Origin of the sequence: Vibrio sp. 10N.286.49.C3 (genome assembly GCF_041469545.1) — a bacterium.
In the GTDB taxonomy this organism is placed as follows: domain Bacteria; phylum Pseudomonadota; class Gammaproteobacteria; order Enterobacterales; family Vibrionaceae; genus Vibrio; species Vibrio tasmaniensis_A.
On the sequence record NZ_JBFRKT010000027.1, the window covers coordinates 84342 to 105162 of the forward strand.

At 45.8% G+C, this 20821-nt stretch carries 10 protein-coding genes; 5 read left to right on the forward strand and 5 right to left on the reverse strand.

Going from position 1 to position 20821, the window contains the following annotated elements:
- Window positions 1-91: 91 nt before the first annotated feature.
- From AB4180_RS12530 to gltB (AB4180_RS12545), 4 genes are all read right to left on the reverse strand, one after another.
- Entirely contained in the window at window positions 92-1504 is a 1413-nt protein-coding gene (locus AB4180_RS12530) for an FAD-dependent oxidoreductase (RefSeq protein ID WP_004734983.1), read from the reverse strand.
- 16 nt (window positions 1505-1520) lie between these two features.
- Complete coding sequence (gene gltB, locus AB4180_RS12535) at window positions 1521-5984, reverse strand: glutamate synthase large subunit (protein WP_102249742.1); 4464 nt, start codon at window positions 5982-5984, stop codon at window positions 1521-1523.
- A gap of 430 nt (window positions 5985-6414) precedes the next feature.
- Window positions 6415-7884 (reverse strand): glutamate synthase subunit beta, encoded by a 1470-nt coding sequence (locus AB4180_RS12540; protein WP_102249741.1) that lies wholly within the window; start codon window positions 7882-7884, stop codon window positions 6415-6417.
- Window positions 7884-12431: a glutamate synthase large subunit gene (gltB, locus tag AB4180_RS12545; protein WP_102249740.1), complete on the reverse strand. Its 4548-nt coding sequence runs from the start codon at window positions 12429-12431 to the stop codon at window positions 7884-7886. The genes AB4180_RS12540 and gltB (AB4180_RS12545) overlap by 1 nt, the downstream gene beginning before the upstream one ends.
- Window positions 12432-12960: 529 nt before the next feature.
- On the opposite strand from gltB (AB4180_RS12545), the gene AB4180_RS12550 reads away from it, so the two are divergent.
- The 4 genes from AB4180_RS12550 to AB4180_RS12565 all read left to right on the forward strand — a co-directional run bounded on the left by AB4180_RS12550 (window position 12961) and on the right by AB4180_RS12565 (window position 18827).
- Window positions 12961-13914 carry a TIGR01212 family radical SAM protein gene (locus AB4180_RS12550; RefSeq protein ID WP_017100509.1) on the forward strand — a complete coding sequence of 318 codons (954 nt, stop codon included), beginning with the start codon at window positions 12961-12963 and terminating at the stop codon, window positions 13912-13914.
- A gap of 92 nt (window positions 13915-14006) precedes the next feature.
- Window positions 14007-15758 carry a diguanylate cyclase gene (locus AB4180_RS12555; protein ID WP_102249739.1) on the forward strand — a complete coding sequence of 584 codons (1752 nt, stop codon included), beginning with the start codon at window positions 14007-14009 and terminating at the stop codon, window positions 15756-15758.
- A 230-nt stretch (window positions 15759-15988) separates the two neighbouring features.
- Window positions 15989-18376 carry an aerobic respiration two-component sensor histidine kinase ArcB gene (arcB, locus tag AB4180_RS12560; RefSeq protein ID WP_009848408.1) on the forward strand — a complete coding sequence of 796 codons (2388 nt, stop codon included), beginning with the start codon at window positions 15989-15991 and terminating at the stop codon, window positions 18374-18376.
- 7 nt (window positions 18377-18383) lie between these two features.
- The gene (locus AB4180_RS12565) at window positions 18384-18827 is read left to right on the forward strand and encodes a hypothetical protein (RefSeq protein WP_012603236.1); all 444 of its coding nucleotides are present in this window, start codon (window positions 18384-18386) and stop codon (window positions 18825-18827) included.
- 186 nt (window positions 18828-19013) lie between these two features.
- On the opposite strand, the gene arcA is transcribed toward AB4180_RS12565, so the two are convergent.
- Window positions 19014-19730: a two-component system response regulator ArcA gene (gene arcA / locus AB4180_RS12570; RefSeq protein WP_004741534.1), complete on the reverse strand. Its 717-nt coding sequence runs from the start codon at window positions 19728-19730 to the stop codon at window positions 19014-19016.
- Between the two features lie 576 nt (window positions 19731-20306).
- Here arcA and AB4180_RS12575 point away from each other — a divergent pair.
- Window positions 20307-20792: a putative 4-hydroxy-4-methyl-2-oxoglutarate aldolase gene (locus AB4180_RS12575; protein WP_017098326.1), complete on the forward strand. Its 486-nt coding sequence runs from the start codon at window positions 20307-20309 to the stop codon at window positions 20790-20792.
- Window positions 20793-20821: the final 29 nt, after the last annotated feature.

A 20821-nucleotide genomic window follows, 5' to 3' on the forward strand; every position in this document is an offset into this window, starting at 1 on the left:
ATGTAGGCTAGCTACACATCGACGCCTCTGCCTTGTATAAATGCCCAGCAACTCGCTGCAAAAATCAGCTCGAAAGATCAACACGCCCTGGTCACACTTCTAGGTAATCCAATATTCCTTCCGCGGCTTTGCGGCCTTCATCGATAGCGGTCACCACTAAGTCAGATCCTCGAACTGCATCACCGCCTGCAAAGATCTTGCTGTTGGTGGTTTGGTATTGAAACTCTTGTTTACCGGGAGCCTTGATGCGGCCCCATTGGTCGAGCTCTACACCAAATGGTTCTAGCCATTCCATTGCATGAGGTTGGAAACCAAACGCCATGATCACAGCATCGGCTTCAAGAACATGCTCACTGCCTTCTACGGGTTCAGGGCGACGACGACCTGCGTCATCGGGTTCACCTAGCGCCGTTTTCACCACTTTGACGCCAGTAACATGACCAGATGAATCGGTTTCCAATGCTAATGGTTGAAGGTTGAACATGAACTTCACGCCTTCTTCTTTTGCATTTTTCACCTCACGGCGAGAGCCCGGCATGTTTGCTTCATCTCGGCGATAAGCACAAACAACATTAGCTGCATGCTGACGAATCGATGTTCGCACACAGTCCATCGCAGTATCACCACCACCAAGCACGACCACCTTCTTGCCTTTCATGTCGATGAATGGCGTTGGGTTATCCAGTTCCATGACTTTGTAGGTATTGGAAACAAGGAATGGTAGGGCATCATAAACGCCCGGTGCTTCTTCATTATCTAACCCAGCACGCATGTTTTTATAAGTACCGACACCTAAGAAAACGGCATCATAATCATCAACAAGTTGTTGAAGCTGAACGTCTTTACCGACTTCGGTATTCATCTTAAACTCGACGCCCATCCCACTAAAGATACGGCGACGGTTTTCCATGATGCCTTTCTCAAGCTTGAACGATGGGATACCAAACGTGAGCAGGCCACCGATCTCCGGGTAGCGGTCAAATACCACAGCCTTCACACCGTTTCGAACTAAGATATCAGCTGCAGCAAGACCAGCGGGGCCTGCGCCTATGATTGCGACCTTTTTGTCGGTCCATTCAACGTGAGACATGTCTGGTTTCCAGCCCATCTCAAACGCTTTGTCATTGATGTATTTTTCAATGTTGCCGATGGTTACTGCGCCGAAATCATCATTGAGGGTACAAGAGCCTTCACATAGACGATCTTGAGGACAAACTCGTCCGCAAACCTCAGGCAAGCTGTTGGTTTGATGGGACAGTTCAGCCGCTTCGATAATGCGCCCCTCATTGGCAAGTTTGAGCCATTGAGGGATGTAGTTATGGACTGGGCACTTCCATTCACAGTAGGGGTTACCACAGTCTAAACAGCGGTCGGCTTGTGCCTTAGCTTGTTGCTTCGTGAAAGGTTCGTAGATCTCTACAAACTCAATCTTACGTATCTTGATTGGTTTCTTCGCTGGGTCTACGCGATTCACATCAATAAATTGGTATACATTCTGGCTCATGATTGGCTCCTTCCAATTATTGCGCTTGAACACGAAGTTCAGCAGAGCTGCGGCTTTGGTGACCGAGCAAGGTGTTGAGATCCGCCGTCTTCGGCTTCACTAGGTAGAACTTTGGAATCCATTCATCAAAGTTCGCCAGAATAGCTTCAGCGTGTACTGAGCCAGTCTCTTCTAAGTGCTCCGTAATCAAGCCGCGCAGGTGTTCTTGGTGGATAAATAGGTCAGACAAAGAAAGTGCTTCGACCGACTCGTTGTTTACACGGCCTTGGAAGTCTTCATTCTTATCCATCACATAAGCAAACCCACCTGTCATACCGGCGCCGAAGTTCACTCCGGTTGCGCCAAGAATGGCAACAATACCACCGGTCATGTATTCACAGGCATTGTCACCTGCACCTTCAATCACGGCAACGGTGCCTGAGTTACGCACGCCAAATCGTTCGCCTGCAGTACCTGCTGCAAATAGCTTGCCTCCGGTCGCACCATACAAACAAGTGTTACCTATGATGGTCGCTTCGTTACAAACAAATGCAGTGCCTTGGTGAGGTTTGATAACCACCTTACCGCCCGCCATGCCTTTGCCGACATAGTCATTGGCATCACCCGTCAGATACAGCTCAACGCCGCCCGCGTTCCAAACCGCAAAGGATTGGCCCGCTGTGCCATCGAGGTACAACTTAATTGGTGAGCCAGCCATGCCTTGGTTACCGTAGCGTTTCGCTATTTCGCCAGAGATACGAGCGCCAATCGAGCGATCTGTGTTGATTACGTTGTAGTAAAGGCTGGTGGATTGACGTTTCTCAATCGCATCAATGGCGTCATCAAGGATCTGTTGGTTGAGTTGAGCCTTATCAAATGGTGCGTTTGGCTCTGTCCAAAACAGTGGGTGACCTTCTGGAGATACCGGAGCTTCGAGTATTGAAGAGAGATCGAGTTTACTCTGTTTCGCAGTGAGGCCTTGAACGGCTTCAAGCAAGTCAGTACGACCAATCAGATCAGTAAGTTTTTCGACTCCAAGTTCTGCAAGGCACTGGCGAACTTCGTCGGCTAGGCCGGTAAAGTAGTTCACTACCATGTCAGGCAGGCCTTTGAAGTATTCACGGCGTAGTGTTTCATCTTGAGTCGCCACACCCGTTGCACAGTTGTTTAGGTGACAAATTCGTAAGAACTTACACCCCATTGCGACCATTGGCGCGGTACCGAAACCAAAGCTTTCAGCACCGAGAATCGCGCCCTTGATAACATCGAGTCCGGTTTTTAAACCACCATCGACTTGCAAGCGGATCTTATGGCGTAGGCCGTTGGCGACTAGTGCTTGTTGAGTCTCCGCTAAGCCAAGCTCCCAAGGGCAACCTGCGTATTTTACCGAGGTCAGCGGGCTTGCCGCGGTACCACCGTCGTAACCGGAGATCGTAATCAAGTCGGCATAGGCTTTCGCTACACCTGTGGCAATGGTGCCTACACCCGGTTCCGATACTAACTTCACTGAAACTAAGGCTTTAGGGTTCACTTGTTTAAGGTCGAAAATAAGCTGCGCCAGATCCTCGATAGAATAAATATCGTGGTGCGGAGGAGGGGAGATCAGTGTCACGCCTTGAACTGAGTATCTCAGTTTGGCGATTTCTGCGGTGACTTTATGCCCTGGTAGTTGGCCACCTTCGCCCGGCTTCGCACCTTGTGCGACTTTGATTTGCAGAACATCCGCATTGGTTAAGTAATGTGGCGTCACACCAAAACGGCCGGAAGCTATCTGCTTGATACGAGAATTACGATCAGTACCGAAGCGTCTTGGATCTTCACCACCTTCACCAGAGTTGGAGTAGCCTCCTAATCGGTTCATCGCCATGGCCAATGCTTCATGAGCTTCAGGGCTCAAGGCACCAATCGACATCGCTGCAGAGTCGAAGCGTTTAAAGAGATCACTGCTCGGTTCGACTTTTTCTAATGCTAGAGGTTGAGCTGCTTTTTTAAGGCTCATTAAGTCACGCAGCATGGCAGCAGGACGAGCATTAACTTGCTTCGCAAAAGATTGATAATCTGATGTTTCGCCTGTCTTTACGGCTGTTTGTAAGGTACTGACTACGTCTGGGTTGTAGGCGTGGTATTCACCGCCATGTACGTATTTGAGCAAGCCACCATGTTCCAGTGGTTTACGCTTAGTCCATGCTTTACGAGATAGGTTATAGATATCTTGTTGGAAGTCGCTAAAGCTAGCGCCTTGGATACGAGTCGTTACGCCTCGGAAACACAAGTCAACGACATCGGTATGCAAACCGACCGCCTCAAATAATTGCGAGCAGCGATAAGAAGCAATCGTCGAGATACCCATCTTCGACATGATCTTATACAGACCTTTGTTGATGCCGTTTTGGTAATTTTGCAATGCAGTGCGATAGTCTTTATTTAAAGAACCATCGTCCAACATTTTGCCCAATGCTTCATAAGCGAGATATGGATAAACTGCGGTTGCACCGAAGCCAAGCAGAACTGCAAATTGGTGCGGGTCACGTGCGGTTGCTGTCTCAACCACGATGTTGGCATCACAACGTAGGTTGTTGTCTGCGAGTCGAGTTTGCACGGCACCGACAGCCATCGCTGCTGGAACCGGGAGCTTGCCTTTCTCTAAGTGCTTGTCTGAAAGTACAATCAAAACAGCACCATCACGGACCTCTTGCACCGCACGATCACACAAGTCATTAATGGCTTGTTCGAGATCTTTATCAGCAGGATCATAGTGCATGCTAAGAATCGCGTGGCCGTAGTGTTTTTGATTTAACTGCAGAAGTTGCTGCATGTCAGAGTAGACCAGAACTGGCGAATTAAATGTCACACGGTAGGCGTGACCGTCTGTTTCGCAGAACACGTTCATCTCTTGGCCGATACTGGTGGCTAAAGACATAACATGCTTTTCACGCAATGGATCAATCGGTGGGTTGGTGACTTGTGCAAACATTTGACGGAAATAGTCAGTGACGAGACGTTCTTTCGAAGAGAGCACAGCCATCGGCGTATCATCGCCCATCGAGCCTACTGCCTCTTGTCCCATATCTCCAAGCACACGTAGTACTTGGTCCGACTCTTCGTTGCTCATCGCAAACTGTTTTTGGTAGGTCTTGAGCGTGTCATCGTCAAAGCTGCGCTTACCGACTTGCTCATCGGGCAGATCGGAAAACGGTGTGAGTTTGTGAACGTTCTTTTCCATCCACTCTTTATAGGGATGGCGACCTTTAAGGTCATTATCGATCTCGTTAGATTGCCACAGTTTACCGCGGCGCGTATCTATGACGAGTAGTTCACCCGGGCCGACACGCCCTTTCTCTGCCACCTCGTCTGGCGCGTAATTCCAGATGCCCACTTCAGATGCCAGCGTGATCAGGTTGTCTTTGGTAATCACATAACGCGCAGGGCGTAAGCCGTTTCTATCTAGGTTACACGCAGCGTAACGACCGTCAGAAAGGACGATACCTGCAGGGCCATCCCACGGTTCCATGTGCTTGGAGTTGAAGTCGTAGAATGCACGCAGATCGGGATCCATGTCTGGGTGGTTTTGCCAAGCGGGCGGCACGAGCATACGCATCGCTCGGAATACATCCATACCACCGGCAAGGAACAGGTCGAGCATGTTATCTAGGCTTGATGAATCTGAGCCTGTCTCATTCACAAAGGGTGCGGCCGTTTGTAAATCGGGCAGCAGTGGTGAAGAGAATTTATAGGCACGAGCTTTAGCCCACTGACGGTTACCTTCGATGGTATTGATCTCACCATTGTGCGCCAAATAGCGGAATGGCTGAGCCAGTGGCCAACGCGGCTGAGTATTGGTTGAGAAGCGCTGGTGGAACAGGCATATCGCCGATTCCATACGTAAGTCAGCAAGATCGAGGTAAAATCGCGGAAGATCGGCCGGCATACACAAGCCTTTGTAAACCATGACTTGTGTCGAAAGGCTACAAATATAGAAATCTTTGTCTTCGGTGATCTGCTTTTCAATTCGACGACGAGCGATATAAAGGCGTCGTTCAATATCGCGTTCACGCCACCCCGCAGGTGCTGAGATAAACACTTGCTGAATATTAGGAACGGAATCTTTTGCGATTGGACCTAATACGTCGGTGTTGGTCGGCACGACACGCCAACCTGCAACGGTTAACGTTTCTTGCGCGAGCTCTTTATTGACGATGTCTTGCGCGGATTGCGCTTTGATTGGGTCTTGGCTGAAGAAAATCATGCCGACAGCGTATTGCTTGCCGAGCTTGAAGTTATTCTCTTCTGCAATAATTCTGAGATAAGAGTCTGGCTTCTGTAGTAATAAGCCACAGCCATCTCCTGTTTTACCATCCGCAGCAATACCACCACGGTGTGTCATGCGATCGAGGGCTGAAATAGCAGTTCGTACCAACTTATGACTCGGTTGGCCTTCCATTTGCGCTATTAAACCAAATCCACAGTTGTCTTTTTCAAGACTAGGATCATATAGAGCCATTGCAATTCTCCCTTTTGCTTCTCTGTCATCCAGACAGTAAATGACTAACTATTCATATACTTGTTATTTTTTATAAGCTTATAGTTTGTCTTTAGCTAGTTAAAACGTTATTGGTTGTGTTAACAAAACTGATTGGTTTTATTTTCACCAGCTTTACAACGTATAGCTAATTGTGTTTAAGGTCAAGTTCATGGTTAATTATCATGCGTAAACGCGATTAACCACGTAATAATCTAAAATAGTAGAATGATATCAAAGGGATATAAAAGGTGGATGTTAATGGAATTTAACATGTGCAACGAAGGGAATGTCCCAGGAGCCGTAAGGCAGATAGAAAAAAGGCTAGCATCGAGTGCTAGCCAAACATAAAAGTTAGGAAGGGTGTTGCTTTTCCTCTAGGCTAACGTCATCGACGTTAGCCCGAGAAATATTATGCGGAAAGCATGAGTGAATCAGCTTTCGCTTCTAAGTTTGAGTTACCCATTAAGAAGTCATCAATGGCAATTGCACATTCACGACCTTCATTAATACAACGTACAACCAGAGACTGACCAGTACGCATATCACCAGCAGCGAAAACGCCTTTCTGGTTCGTCGCAAAACCTTCAGAAGCGACGTTACCGCGCTCGTCCAGTTTAATGTCTAGTTGAGCAAGCACGCCTGTAGGCTCTGGGTGTAAGAAGCCCATTGCAAGGAATGCCATGTCACATGGAATAACACGTTCAGAGTTCGCTACTTCATCAAAACCTGGACGTTCGCCTGGTTTTGCGTCTTGCCAAACGATGTCAGCGATACGTAGACCCGTTACTTGACCTTGATCGTCGCTAATGAACTCTTTGGTTAAGATGTTCCAATGACGTTCACAACCTTCTTCGTGAGAAGTGGTGGTTTTCATGATCATTGGGTATTGAGGCCAAGGCATATTTGCAGGGCGTTTCTCTGGTGGGATCGGCATGATCTCAACTTGAGTAATGCTTGCTGCTTTATGACGGTTTGATGTGCCTACACAGTCAGAGCCTGTATCACCACCACCGATAACCACAATGTGTTTATCTTTAGCGTGAAGCTCTTCTGTCTTAAGAGCTAAGTCGTTGGCACGGCGATTATTTTGACCAAGGAATTCCATGGCAAAATGAACGCCTCTAAGCTCACGACCTGGGATTGGTAAGTCGCGTGGAACCGTAGAACCACCCGTTAGCAATACCACATCAAACTCTTGGCGTAACTGTTGAGCATTAACATCAACACCGATGTGTTGGTTAACTTTAAATTCAACGCCAGCTTCAGCCATTAGGTTGATCTTACGATCAATCACGTCCATGCCCAGTTTGAAATCTGGGATACCGAAGCGAAGTAGACCACCCACTTTCTCGTCACGTTCAAATACCGTTACCGAGTGACCGGCACTGTTTAGCTGCTCAGCTGCGGCTAAGCCTGCAGGGCCTGAACCGATAACTGCGACAGTTTTACCTGTGCGAGAGCGTGGTATTTTAGGCTTTGCGTACCCTTCACGGTACGCAGTTTCTACAATCGTTTTCTCGATATTACAGATAGTGATTGGGTCTTGGTTGATGCCAAGAACACAGGCACTTTCACAAGGAGCAGGACAAACACGACCTGTAAACTCAGGGAAGTTATTGGTAGAGCTAAGAATGTTCCAAGCCTCTTCCCAGCTGTCGCGATAAACAGCGTCATTGAATTCTGGGATGATGTTACCAATCGGACAGCCGTTGTGACAGAAAGGTACGCCACAGTCCATACAACGAGATGCTTGAGTATTGATCTTTTCACCAAACTCTTCGTTAAGTACGAACTCTTTGTTGTCTTCAATTCGAACTGATGGGTCGAGCTTCTTTGGAAGCTCACGACCGTGTTCTAAAAATCCAGTAGGCTTACCCATTATACTGCCTCCACTTCTTCCGTTTGTGCCTGTTGTGCTTCAGCTTTACGCTTTTGAAGAACCGCTTTGTAGTCGCGTGGCATTACTTTAACTAGCGATGCAACACTTGCTTCAAAGTTGTCTAGGAAAGACTGAGCAACTTCACTTCCTGTGAATTCAACATGCTTAGTTAGCATATCTAGTAGAAGATCTTTATCTTCTTGTTCAATTGGATCTAGGTCTACAAGTTCTGCGTTGAGCTTAGTCTCGAAGTCACCTGCTTTATCCCAAACATAAGCGACACCGCCACTCATACCTGCAGCAAAGTTACGACCCGTTGAACCAAGGATAATTGCCGCGCCGCCAGTCATGTATTCACAACCGTGGTCACCAACACCCTCAACAACAACCTTCGCACCAGAGTTACGAACACAGAAACGTTCGCCAGCCATACCGCGAATGAAAGATTCACCAGAGGTTGCACCGTAGAAACATACGTTACCAACCACGATGTTATCTTCAGCAACGATAGTAGATCTTGCATCTGGGTACAGTACCAACGTACCGCCAGACAGACCTTTACCCCAGTAATCGTTCGCGTCGCCTTCTACTTCGAACTTAACGCCTTTCGCAAGGAACGCACCGAAAGATTGACCAGCACTACCGTGGAACTTAACGTTCATTGGCTGTGGTAAACCTTGGTCTTTGTAAACCTTCGAGATTTCGTTCGACAGCATCGTGCCTGCTGAACGGTCCGTGTTGATGATAGGGAACTGAGCGGTAACCGCTTCACCTTTCTCAAGCGCTGGGATTGCAGCCTGAATCAACTTACGGTCTAGAACGTCTTCAAGATTATGATTCTGTGTTGTCTGGTTGTAGATACCATCTTCTGCACGAGCCTGCTCAATGTGCAGTACCGGTGTTAGATCTAGGTTCTTGTACTTCCAGTGACCTATGTCATCACGAACTTTAAGTTTGTGTGATTGACCAACCATCTCATCGATAGAACGGAAGCCAAGTTCAGCCATTACTTCACGTAGACCTTCAGCCATGTATTGGAAGAAAGTGACTACGTCTTCTACGCGGCCGTCGAAACGCTCACGAAGAGTTTTGTTCTGTGTTGCGATACCAACAGGACATGTATTCTTGTGACACTTACGCATCATGATACAGCCTTCAACAACAAGTGCTGCTGTTGCTACGCCCCATTCTTCAGCGCCAAGTAACGTTGCGACTGCAAGGTCACGTGGTGTTTTCATCTGACCATCAGACTGAACAACGATACGGTTACGTAGGCCGTTTTTCAGCAGTGTCTGGTGCGTTTCCGCTAGACCTAGCTCCCAAGGCAGACCGGTGTGACGGATAGAGGACATCGGAGATGCACCCGTACCGCCATCAAAACCTGCGATAAGTACCACGTCAGCTTTCGCTTTTGCTACACCTGATGCAATCGTACCTACGCCAGCTTCTGATACTAGCTTCACGTTTACACGGCCGTTACGGTTCGCGTTTTTCAGATCGTAGATCAGCTGAGCCAAATCTTCGATTGAGTAGATATCGTGGTGCGGCGGTGGAGAGATAAGACCTACGCCCGGAGTCGAGTGACGCGTTGCGCCGATCCAGTCATCAACCTTATCACCAGGTAGTTGACCACCTTCGCCAGGTTTCGCACCTTGAGCCATCTTGATTTGTAGCTCATCAGCGTTAGATAGGTAGTAAGACGTTACACCAAAGCGACCAGAAGCCACCTGTTTGATTGCTGAACGTTCCCAGTCGCCATTTTCTTTACGCTCGAAACGTGCTGGATCTTCACCACCTTCGCCTGAGTTTGATTTCGCGCCAATGCGGTTCATCGCGACAGCCAGTGTTGAGTGAGCCTCATGCGAGATTGAACCGAAGCTCATTGCGCCTGTTGCGAAACGCTTAAGGATTTTCTCAATAGGTTCTACTTCCGCTAGAGGAATAGAGCCTGCTGGGTTCTTGATGAAATCAAGTTGGCTACGTAGTGTTGCTGCGTTGTCGCCTTGAGCATCAACGGCGTTCGCGTACTTCTTGAATTGACCGTAATCTTTGTTACGCGTCGATTCTTGAAGTAGAGAAATGGTTTCTGGGTTGAATAAGTGCTTCTCACCACGTTGTTTCCACTGGTAAACACCGCCAACATCAAGAACTTGAGCTGGGATTTCACGAGCTGGGTAACCAACACGGTGACGAACTAATACTTCTCGTGCGATATCGTCGATCGTTAGACCTTGGATACGAGAAACAGTACCAGTGAAGTATTTTTCAACCACTGATTTGCTAACACCAAGTGCTTCAAAGATTTGAGCGCCGTGGTAAGACTGCAGCGTAGAGATACCCATCTTCGAGAAGATCTTCAATAGACCGCCGTTAACACCCTTACGGTAGTTATCGAATAACTCACGTGGATGAACGTTTGGATCTAGCTTCTTAGTACGTTGCAGTTCAACAATCGTTTCGATAACTAGGTATGGGTTAACTGCGTTTGCACCGTAACCAATTAAGGTTGCAAAGTGGTGTGTCTCACGAGCATCGCCCGTTTCAACAACGATGTCACACTTAGCACGTAAACCTTTACGGATTAGGTGGTGGTGAACCGCGCCAACCGCCAGCATTGCTGGAATAGCGGCGTGGGTAGAGTTAACCGCACGGTCTGTCAGTAGGATGATAGAGTAGCCATCAATCACGGCGTCTTCTGCGTATTGGCAGATACGCTTAAGTGCGCGCTCTAACTTACCGTTGTCTCCGTTTGCTTGGAATACGATATCCAGCGTCTTCGCTTGAAGGTGCTCGTTATCGATTGCACGTAGCTTCTCTAACTCAGAGTTAGACAGAACTGGAGACTCAAGTTCTACTTTTTGACAGTGTTCAGGTGTTTCAGCAAGTAGGTTCTGATCCTTACCTAGGTAAGTGTTCAGAGACATAACCATACGCTCACGAATTGGATCGATTGGCGGGTTAGTTACTTGTGCAAATAATTGCTTGAAGTAGTTTGAAAGGTGCTGCGATTGATGGGAAAGAATCGCTAGCGGCCAGTCAGCCCCCATTGCAGAAAGTGGCTCGTAGCCTGTTTTCGCAAGAGGTAGAATGATTTCGTTTACTTCTTCAGAGCTCACACCAAACGATTGTTGTTTATGAAGCAACTTTTCTGGAGAAGGTTGGTTAAATTCGTTGTTCGCATCCGGTAGCTTTTTCAAGCTCAGAAGGTTCTCTTCAACCCATTTTTCGTAGGGTTGTGCTTTAGCAATACCGTCTTTTACTTCTTCGTCAGAAATGATGCGGCCTTGCTCAAGGTCAGCAACGAAGATACGACCTGGTTGTAAACGACCACGGTATTCAACATTTTCGGGAGCGATCTCAACAACACCAGATTCAGACGCCATCACTAGGAAGTCGTCTTTCGTTACTGTGTAGCGAGAAGGGCGCAGACCGTTACGGTCAAGTGTTGCACCAACTTGAACACCATCGGTGAAACATACTGATGCCGGGCCATCCCATGGTTCCATTACGTTCGCGTGGTACTGGTAGAACGCACGACGAGTTGGATCCATGTTTTTGTTTTCTTGCCATGCTTCAGGGATCATCATCATTAATGCGTGTGGCAGAGTACGACCTGAAAGAACAAGTAGCTCAAGCGCCATATCGAAGTTTGATGAATCCGAGCTACCTTCCTGACAGATAGGAAGCAGCATGTCGATTTCAGCTTGTGTAAACAGATCCGACTCTAGGATTGCTTCACGTGCTTTCATCCAGTTTAGATTGCCGCGAACCGTATTGATTTCGCCATTATGCGCGATGTAACGGAAAGGCTGAGCCAGACGCCAACGAGGGAATGTATTGGTAGAGAAGCGAGAGTGTACAAGTGCTAGAGCTGTCACCATAGTTGGGTTTTGCAGGTCTAGGAAGTACTGAGGAACTTGTTCTGTTGTTAGCTGACCTTTGTACACCAATGTCTTGTAAGACATAGAGTTGATGTAGAAGTCGTCACCGATGTTTGACACGCTTTCTAGGCATACACGAACAGTGTAGTTACGTAGAACATACAGTTTACGCTCAAGCTCTTCTGGTGTGATACCAGGGCCGCCAGAAATAAATACGTGTTCAAATTGAGGTTCAGTGCTTAGTGGGTCAGCACCAATCATTGAATTGTCAGTTGGAAGTTCACGGTAACCGATAACTTCTAACTCAAGGCGCTGTGCATTGCGTTCTAGAATGTCACGACACTGTGCACGTTTGTATTCATCCTTAGGGAAAAGTACAACACCAACACCATATTTTTCAAAAGATGGCAGTTTAATTCCAAGCTTTACGGCTTCTTCTAGTAAGAATTCGTGTGGCTTCTGTAGCAGGATACCTGCACCATCACCAGAACACGGATCACAGCCTTGGCCGCCACGGTGTTCCATACGTGCAAGCATATCGAGTGCTTGAGTTACTACATCATGAGATTTGCGATTCTTAAGATGAGCAACAAAACCGATACCACAAGCGTCATGCTCCAATTCAGGAGTATACAGACCCTGTGAGTTCTGCTCTTGATCTACCATAGATACATCCTTCCAGTTAAATCTAGGCGCAACTTATTTGTATAAAGTCAGCCTTGTCCTTTTATATTTATGGGTCTAAACCTGCCTATGCTGGCGGTTTGAATCCTTTCCGTATCTCGCAGGAAAAGTATTGCGAGAAAAACAATCCTTAGTGATACCTGTTTATTTTTAACCACAAACTAGTGGTTTATATAGGTGGGAGTTAGATATCACCGACTTATTGGCAAGTTTTCGATGTAAGTAAACATTCAGAAATAGCCAATATGTGTAAGTATCCTACAATTTTGTCTAGGCGAATTGCAATGAAAGTTAACCGATGTAGACCATTTTTTTCGTTTTGTTTTGAATTTAATGCCTAACAAATGTGCAACATTAGGCAAATAGAGCTTATTTTTTGCATGTTTATTGATATTTGATAGGTTGCTCGCAAAAATCCTTGCGTAAACTAATTGGTCGAATTTTGCAGGGATGTAATTTTTTTTCAAAAAAGACTGATATTCATTCTTATTTACTTGAGTGCTTTGAAAATATGCAATTACACGAGTTAGTTAATACTATCGGCCAAGATCTCCAACGTCGTTATGGCGAGAAGGTTCACAAGCTGACACTTCACGGTGGGTTTAGTTGCCCAAACCGAGACGGGACAATTGGCCGTGGCGGTTGTACCTTCTGCAACGTAGCTTCTTTTGCCGATGAACAAACTCAAGTTCAAAGTATTGCTGATCAATTAACAGATCGTGCGGGTGAAATCGCTCGTGCCAAGAAGTATCTTGCTTATTTTCAGGCGTACACCAGTACTTACGCTGAGGTGCAGGTACTCAAGAATATGTATGAAGAGGCTCTAAAAGCACCCGGAGCAGAGATTGTTGGCCTTTGTGTTGGCACGAGACCAGACTGCGTGCCTGATGCAGTACTGGACCTGCTCGCGGAGTACGTTAAGCAAGGTTACGAAATTTGGCTAGAGCTCGGCCTGCAAACAGCCAATGATAAAACCCTCAAGCGAATTAACCGCGGACACGATTTCACTGTGTATGAAACGATCACCCAGCGCGCACGTGCTTTAGGAATCAAGGTATGTACTCACCTTATTGTCGGCCTGCCCAAAGAAACCAAAGCGGATAACCTTGAAACTCTAGAGAAGGTATTAGCAGCTGGCACTGATGGTATCAAGCTTCACGGGCTTCATATTGTTGAAGGCAGTACTATGGCTAAAGCCTGGAAGGCAGGAAAGCTAGAAGCACCAAGCCTTGAGGAGTACATTGATATCGCGAGTGAGATCATTCAACGCACACCAGCGGACGTGGTTTATCATCGTGTATCTTCTGCGGCGAGACGCCCGACACTACTCTCCCCTTTATGGTGTGAGAACCGTTGGTTGGCGATGACTGAGATTGGTCGTTCGCTTGATAAAACCGGCGCACAAGGCATTAAAACAGGCTTTGCATTCGAGTACACGCAACCTGTTTTAAACGCGACCAATTGATAGGGATGGGTGACTGTAGGTAACAGCAGATAAAACCAACAAATAGTGGTAACATTTCCCTCACAGAATTTATAAGTATAGATTGAGAGCAGATGGAACTGGTAATGACTTGGTTATGGGATAGGGCGTATGGCTACGGTATATATATCGTTGTTCTATTGCTGATAGGTCTCATCTGCTGGCATATTTATTTACGTTACCAGTCATATATTGAACAGCTTCTTCTTGCTACACCTTCACCTCTTTATTTTGTTGACATCCGAAGTGGCGAGATCTTGTACGCCAATCGCCAAGCCATGCAGTTGCTTGGTATCCGCCAAATAGGTACTCACTTTCGTTTTCCAACAGTGGAAGCTGAGAATAGTTTTCGTCATTACCTCACTGATCACATCAACTCTCGAACGTTTGAATATCTCTCGTCTTGGGTTCTTTCTGAATTTGAATCTTTTAAGATCAACTTGGTGGGTCGTAAGATCCACTTTAGAAGTAGAAAGGCTTGGATGATACATGCTTCCCCTTATAAAAGTACCAACGAAGAGATTTCCCAAGAGGTTCGTGATCTCAATGTTGCTCGTACCGCTTTGGATTCTTTATCTGAGTTGGTCTATGTCATCGATCAAAAGGGTGAATTGGTCGCGAGTAATCGAGCGTTTAAAAAGTTTTGGCATGGTCGCCCTGAAGAGGGCACTTTAAGTGTGTCTAGTGGTGCCTTAAAAGGTCGTGTCAGTGAGCGCTCATGGACCACAGACCAAGATGGTAAGGGGTGTCTCCTTGAAACCTATCAAAGTGTTTTGCTCTCGCAAAGTGGGGAAACCATAGGTACGCTCTCGATAAGTCACGATGTGACGGATTGGCATGACATGCAGCAACAACTGCGTGGGGAAATGGAAAAGCGTAAAGATACTGAAGTTGCACTTGCACAACGTGACACCATTTTACAAAACATCTTGGAAGCGAGCCCTGACTCGATTGGTATCTTCAACGAAAACATGGTTTACCAGGCGTGTAATAAGCCATTTGTGGCAGCGTTGGGTATTTCTGAAGTCAGTGATTTAGTGGGTAAACGTCTACAAGACGTAGTACCAAATAGCATTTATATGCGCGTATCAGAGAGTGATCATCAAGTGCTTCATCAAGGTAACTCGTTGCGTTACATCGACAAACTGGTTTCAAGTGATGGAGAGTTTACTTGGTATGATGTAGTGAAGTCGCCTTTTAGAGACCCTGCATCGAGTACCAATGGTGTACTGATCATGGCACGTGATATCACAGAACGTTACCTCGCCGAGCAGAAACTTGAAGAAGCCAATTTAGAGCTTGAGCGCCTCAGTTTTATGGATAGTTTAACTCAGGTATCCAATCGACGTCGCTTCGATGAGCAGCTGTCTACATTGTGGCATCATCATGTGCGTGAGAAATTGCCGTTGACGATTATGCTGTGTGACATCGACTTCTTTAAAGGCTATAACGATTTCTATGGACACCAACAAGGTGACGATGCTTTGATTCAGGTTTCACAAGCCTTTAAGCAGGTGTTGAATCGCTCTTCGGATTGCGTGGCTCGATACGGTGGTGAAGAGTTTGGCTTTATTCTCCCAAACACAACCACAGAAGGTGCGCTTATGGTCGCTCGTCGAATTCATGATGAAGTGCAAAAACTGGGATTAGCTCATGAGAAGTCGACAGTGTCAGACTCCATCACGGTGAGTATTGGTATTGTCTCTTATATACCAACACCTGATGACGAAATGGAGTCTGCTGTTGCCTTGGCTGACAGTGCGTTGTATCAAGCGAAATCTGATGGTCGAAATCGTTCGATAGTGCATCCACACTCTATTCACTAACTTTATAGAATGGGTAACTTAGTGACTCCGTCTTTTTCTTGTTTAGCATTTATATTACTTGGCTAATATTTATGTGGCTTGGCTAGTATTGATATTGCTTGGTTAGTATTAATATTGGTTGATTAACCTTCGATATTACCGCTAATCTCTTGCTGCGTGTGATGTAGCTAGCTTACCTACTTTCTTCAAACAAGGTAGAATGTTGCTAGTCTTATCGCGTGGAGCGCTAAATGAAACCCATGAAAAATCTTGCCCAGTATTACGTGGATCTGCTCGTAAAATTGGGGATTGTCCGCTTTTCTATCTTACTCGCCCTAGCGCTTGTTGCCCTTGCTGTTGTTGTACAAGTCGGTATCACCCTCGCACTCAAAGGTAATGTTGATGATATCGACATTGTCCGTTCGGTTTTCTTCGGTTTAGTGATCACACCTTGGGCGGTCTATTTTCTCTCAGTCGTGGTCGATCAACTGGAAGAGTCTCGCCAAAGGTTGGCTAAATTGGTCTCTAAGCTGGGTGACATGCGAGAGCGAGATCAAGAACTCAACAATAAACTGCAACTCAATATCGAAAAGCTCAACCAAGAAATTGAAGATCGTGAAAAAGCCGAAGAAGCGCGTGCAGAAGCAATGCATGATCTTGAGAACGAAGTGTTTCAGCGTGAGCGAACTCAGCTTGAATTAGCAGAACGTACGGCGCTGTTGCGTTCGTTTATCGATGCCTCGCCTGACCTCATTTATTATCGCAATGAAGATGGTGTGTTTTCAGGTTGCAACCGAGCGGTTGAAGAACTCACGGGCAAAACAGAAAAAGAGCTAGTTGGTTTGACGCCTTGGGATGTCTACAGCAAAGAGGTAGCCCAGCAAGTTGTTGAAACCGATAAGAAAGTCTTTGCTGACAACCAAGCTTTGACCTATGACCAATGGCTTGAATACCCCGATGGACGTAAGAGTTACTTCGAGCTGCGTAAGGTGCCTTTCTACAGTAAAGATGGTCGCCACCTTGGCTTGGTTGGTTTTGGTCGTGATATTACCGAGCGTAAAGAGCACCAAGAATCACTAGAGAAAGCCAGTCGCGATAAGACCACCTTTATCTCAACCATTAGCCACGAGCTAAGAACACCGCTCAATGGCATCATCGGCTTGAGCCGCATGTTATTGGATAGCCAGCTGACGACCGAGCAGCGTAAGCAGATGCAAACCATCAAGGTGAGTGCGGTGACACTGGGTAATATCTTTAACGATATTATCGACATGGATAAGTTCGACCGCCGTAAGCTTGAGCTATTCCCAACCCCTATCAATTTTGAAGATTTCGTTGTTGAGATCGAAAGCATTTCTGCGTTAATGGCAGAGCAGAAAGGGTTGAGGTTTGATCTAGAAAGATTGTCCGATCTCCCATCTGCAGTTGAGGTGGATGGTACTCGTCTTAGACAGGTATTGTGGAACCTTGTAAGCAACGCGATGAAGTTCACCAAAGATGGTGGTGTCGTGATGACGGTCAGCGCTGAAATTGATGGCGACTTTGCCAACATCACGATGGAAGTAGAAGATACCGGGATTGGTATCCCTGAAAGCGAAATCGAGAAGATCTTCGCGATGTACTATCAGGTAAAGTCGGGAACAGACAATTTACACGCTGTCGGTACCGGAATTGGTCTTGCTGTATCTCAACAGCTGATCAATATGATGGATGGTCACATTGAAGTCACCAGTGAAGAGGGGTTTGGTAGTACCTTTACGATTTCGATTCGAGTTCCAGTTAATCACGATACTCAGGCTTTGATCAAAACGCCAAGAAAGCAGTCCAACCTTAAGATTTTCATGGTCGAAGACATTGAGCTCAATATCACAGTAGCTCGTTCTTTACTTGAAAGCCTAGGGCATGAAGTGACAGTCGTAATGACGGGTAAAGAGGCACAAATCGTTTTCAACCCGAAAGATTATGACTTGGTATTACTGGATATCCAGTTACCAGATATGACTGGTTTCGACATTGCCCAATACTACCGCGAGAAATATAGCCAATTGCCGCCTTTGGTGGCATTAACCGCGAATGTATTAAACAATAAGCAAGAGTATTTCCAGAAAGGCATGGATGAAGCGATCAGTAAACCACTGTCGGTTCGTGCAATCCAGGATGTCATCAGCGAGTTGATTGAGGATGCCCCAGAGGTTATTGAGAAAGCCGAGGGCATTGATACAGTAAAGGATGTTGAAAAAGTAGCAGGTGTTGAGAAAGTAACAGCGAGTAAGCCGGCTCTTTCAACGATTGATACCACTTTGCTTGATATTGATATGCTAGAGTCTTATGTTGACATTGTCGGGTCGAAACCTGTTTTGGATAGTATCGTGATGTTTGAAGATATGATGCCGGAATATATGGAAATATTGAATTCCAATATGGTTGCGAAAGATCAAGACAGTATCGTTTCTGAGGCACACAAGATTAAAGGTGCAGCAGGTTCCATTGGCCTGAAACGCATACAGCAAGTTGCTCAGAAAGCTCAATCTCCAGATATGCCTGCGTGGTGGGAGAACATTTCAGATTGGGTTGATGAAATAAATAACGAATACCAAAATGATATTGAAGTCTTAAAGAGTTGGTTAAATCAAAGGTAGAAGAATGATGAAAAAATTAGCATTTGCCGCATGTGTAGTAGCATTAGCGGGTTGTTCTGCGCCACAAGTAGAATGGCAGCAAGATAATCAAGTCGAAGTATCTGCAGCGACAGTCACAATGAAAAGCAACCTGTGGCACAACAAAATGCCTACGATTGGGGAGGCTCAAGATAAGACTTTGCATGGTGCTATCTACCTAGAGTCTGACTCACAATTACCAGCAACACTTGCGGTTGAGAGTGTGACGGTTAAACAGGGTGCAGATACCTTGTTGGTAACTGCTGACGATCTAGATTTAAGAACACATAGTGAAACGCAGTGGGAAGTCGCTTTTGTATGGCAGTTAGAGATCGACAGTGATAAGCCTGTTGATGTTGCGATTGAACTCAAAGATGGCGAAACCGTGAAGTGGTTAGTCGAGAAAGACGTGAAGGTAGATACGGTTTACTAAAACCTTAGCGAACAATGAACAATAAAAAAGGGAGAATGCGTTGGCATTCTCCCTTTTTAATAACGATTGTTCACGCTTCGATTGCTAGAAGTACTAACTGTTTATAAGTACTAACTGGTTAGAGTGCTATCGGTTTAGAAGTGCTAATCGACGGCAAGAACTAAACGGCCAGAAGCGCGAATCGAATTAGTCTTCTAGGTCACCACAAAAGCGGTAGCCTTCACCGTGAATCGTCGCGATGATTTCTGGTGTACCAGAAACAGATTCAAAGTGCTTACGAATACGACGGATTGTTACGTCTACAGTACGATCGTGTGGCTTAAGCTCACGGCCAGTCATCTTCTTAAGAAGGTCTGCACGTGTTTGGATCTTACCTGGGTTCTCACAGAAGTGAAGTAGAGCACGGAACTCTGAACGAGGTAGCTTGTAGCCTTCGCCATCTGGGCTAACCAGAGAACGACTGTTGATATCTAGTACCCAACCATTGAACTCGTACTTCTCAACGCTACGCTTTTCTTCTTGAACAGAGCTTGTGCTCATTGAACGGTTAAGAAGGTTACGTGCACGGATAGTCAGCTCACGAGGGTTGAAAGGCTTAGTGATGTAGTCATCAGCGCCGATTTCTAGGCCAAGGATCTTATCAACTTCATTATCACGACCAGTTAAGAACATAAGCGCTACATTTGCTTGCTCACGTAGTTCACGCGCAAGTAGTAGGCCATTCTTACCTGGAAGGTTGATGTCCATAATTACAAGGTTAACTTGGTTATCAGATAGCACTTGGTGCATCTCTTCACCGTCGCTAGCCTCAAAAACAGCATATCCCTCTGCTTCAAAAATACTCTTTAGAGTGTTACGAGTTACTTGCTCATCTTCAACGATAAGAATCTGCGGGGTTTGCATTTGGCGGTACCTAAATTTGTGACGAAACTGTGCTAATAGAATAAATTCTAGGCAAAACATAACATACAGGTAATGTATTTTTGATGATAACTTAAAGTTTTCAAAAAAACACTTACTTCCAGCTATCTGCCTTCCTTGAAGTATTGCCCAATAACGTAGATCCAGTACGCCTTTCAATCATTCTTTTAGTGATTTAAGAGGATTCTATAATGTTAACAGCATGCTAACAACGCGAGAATGTTAATTCCATTCACTTTGTTGATTTACATCAATTGCCGTATCGCAACAAACTTTAATAGTATGGCTACAACTTAACCAATGTTATGGTGACTATTTAGCACCAAAATAAGAATGATTATTCGAGATGTTTCGCACATCTTGCTTGCTAAAGACCGGACTATGAACCAAGGAAGCTGAAAGCTATCCTTAGAGTCTAGTAGATAAATATGCTCAATCAACTTTTATTTCGTATTAAATTGGGCATAGAGCAATGAAAACAAAGGATTAATTTTAATAATATATAAAAGCATAGAGGCTCACCTGACTTAATAGGTTTGCCTTACTCACGGAGGATATATGCACGATATAACACCTGACTTATGTGATGAGTTTGAAAGCAAAGTCACGCTACTGAATATGCCATTACAGAACTTCGGCCAGCGTGGTGCGTTCTGGGGAAAAATTGTAACAGTTCGTTGTTATCACGATAATTCCAAGGTTCGTGAGGTTTTAGAGACCGATGGCTGCGGCAAAGTACTCGTTGTAGACGGTAATGGCTCGTGTCAAAAAGCGTTACTTGGCGACCAATTGGCTATTCTAGCCATAGAAAATGGTTGGGAAGGCGTCATTGTGAATGGTGCGGTGCGTGATGTTGCGATGATGGCGCAGATGGATCTTGGTATTCAAGCTCTCGGAGCCTCTCCATTTAAAACCGAGAAGCACGGTGTTGGGCAAGTGAATGTGACGCTCTCTATACACAATCAACTGATTCAGCCCGGTGATTACATTTATGCCGATTGGAATGGTGTGTTAATTTCAACGGAATTGTTGATTGAATCTTAACGGGCTTATCAATCAAGAAGTGAGATAGA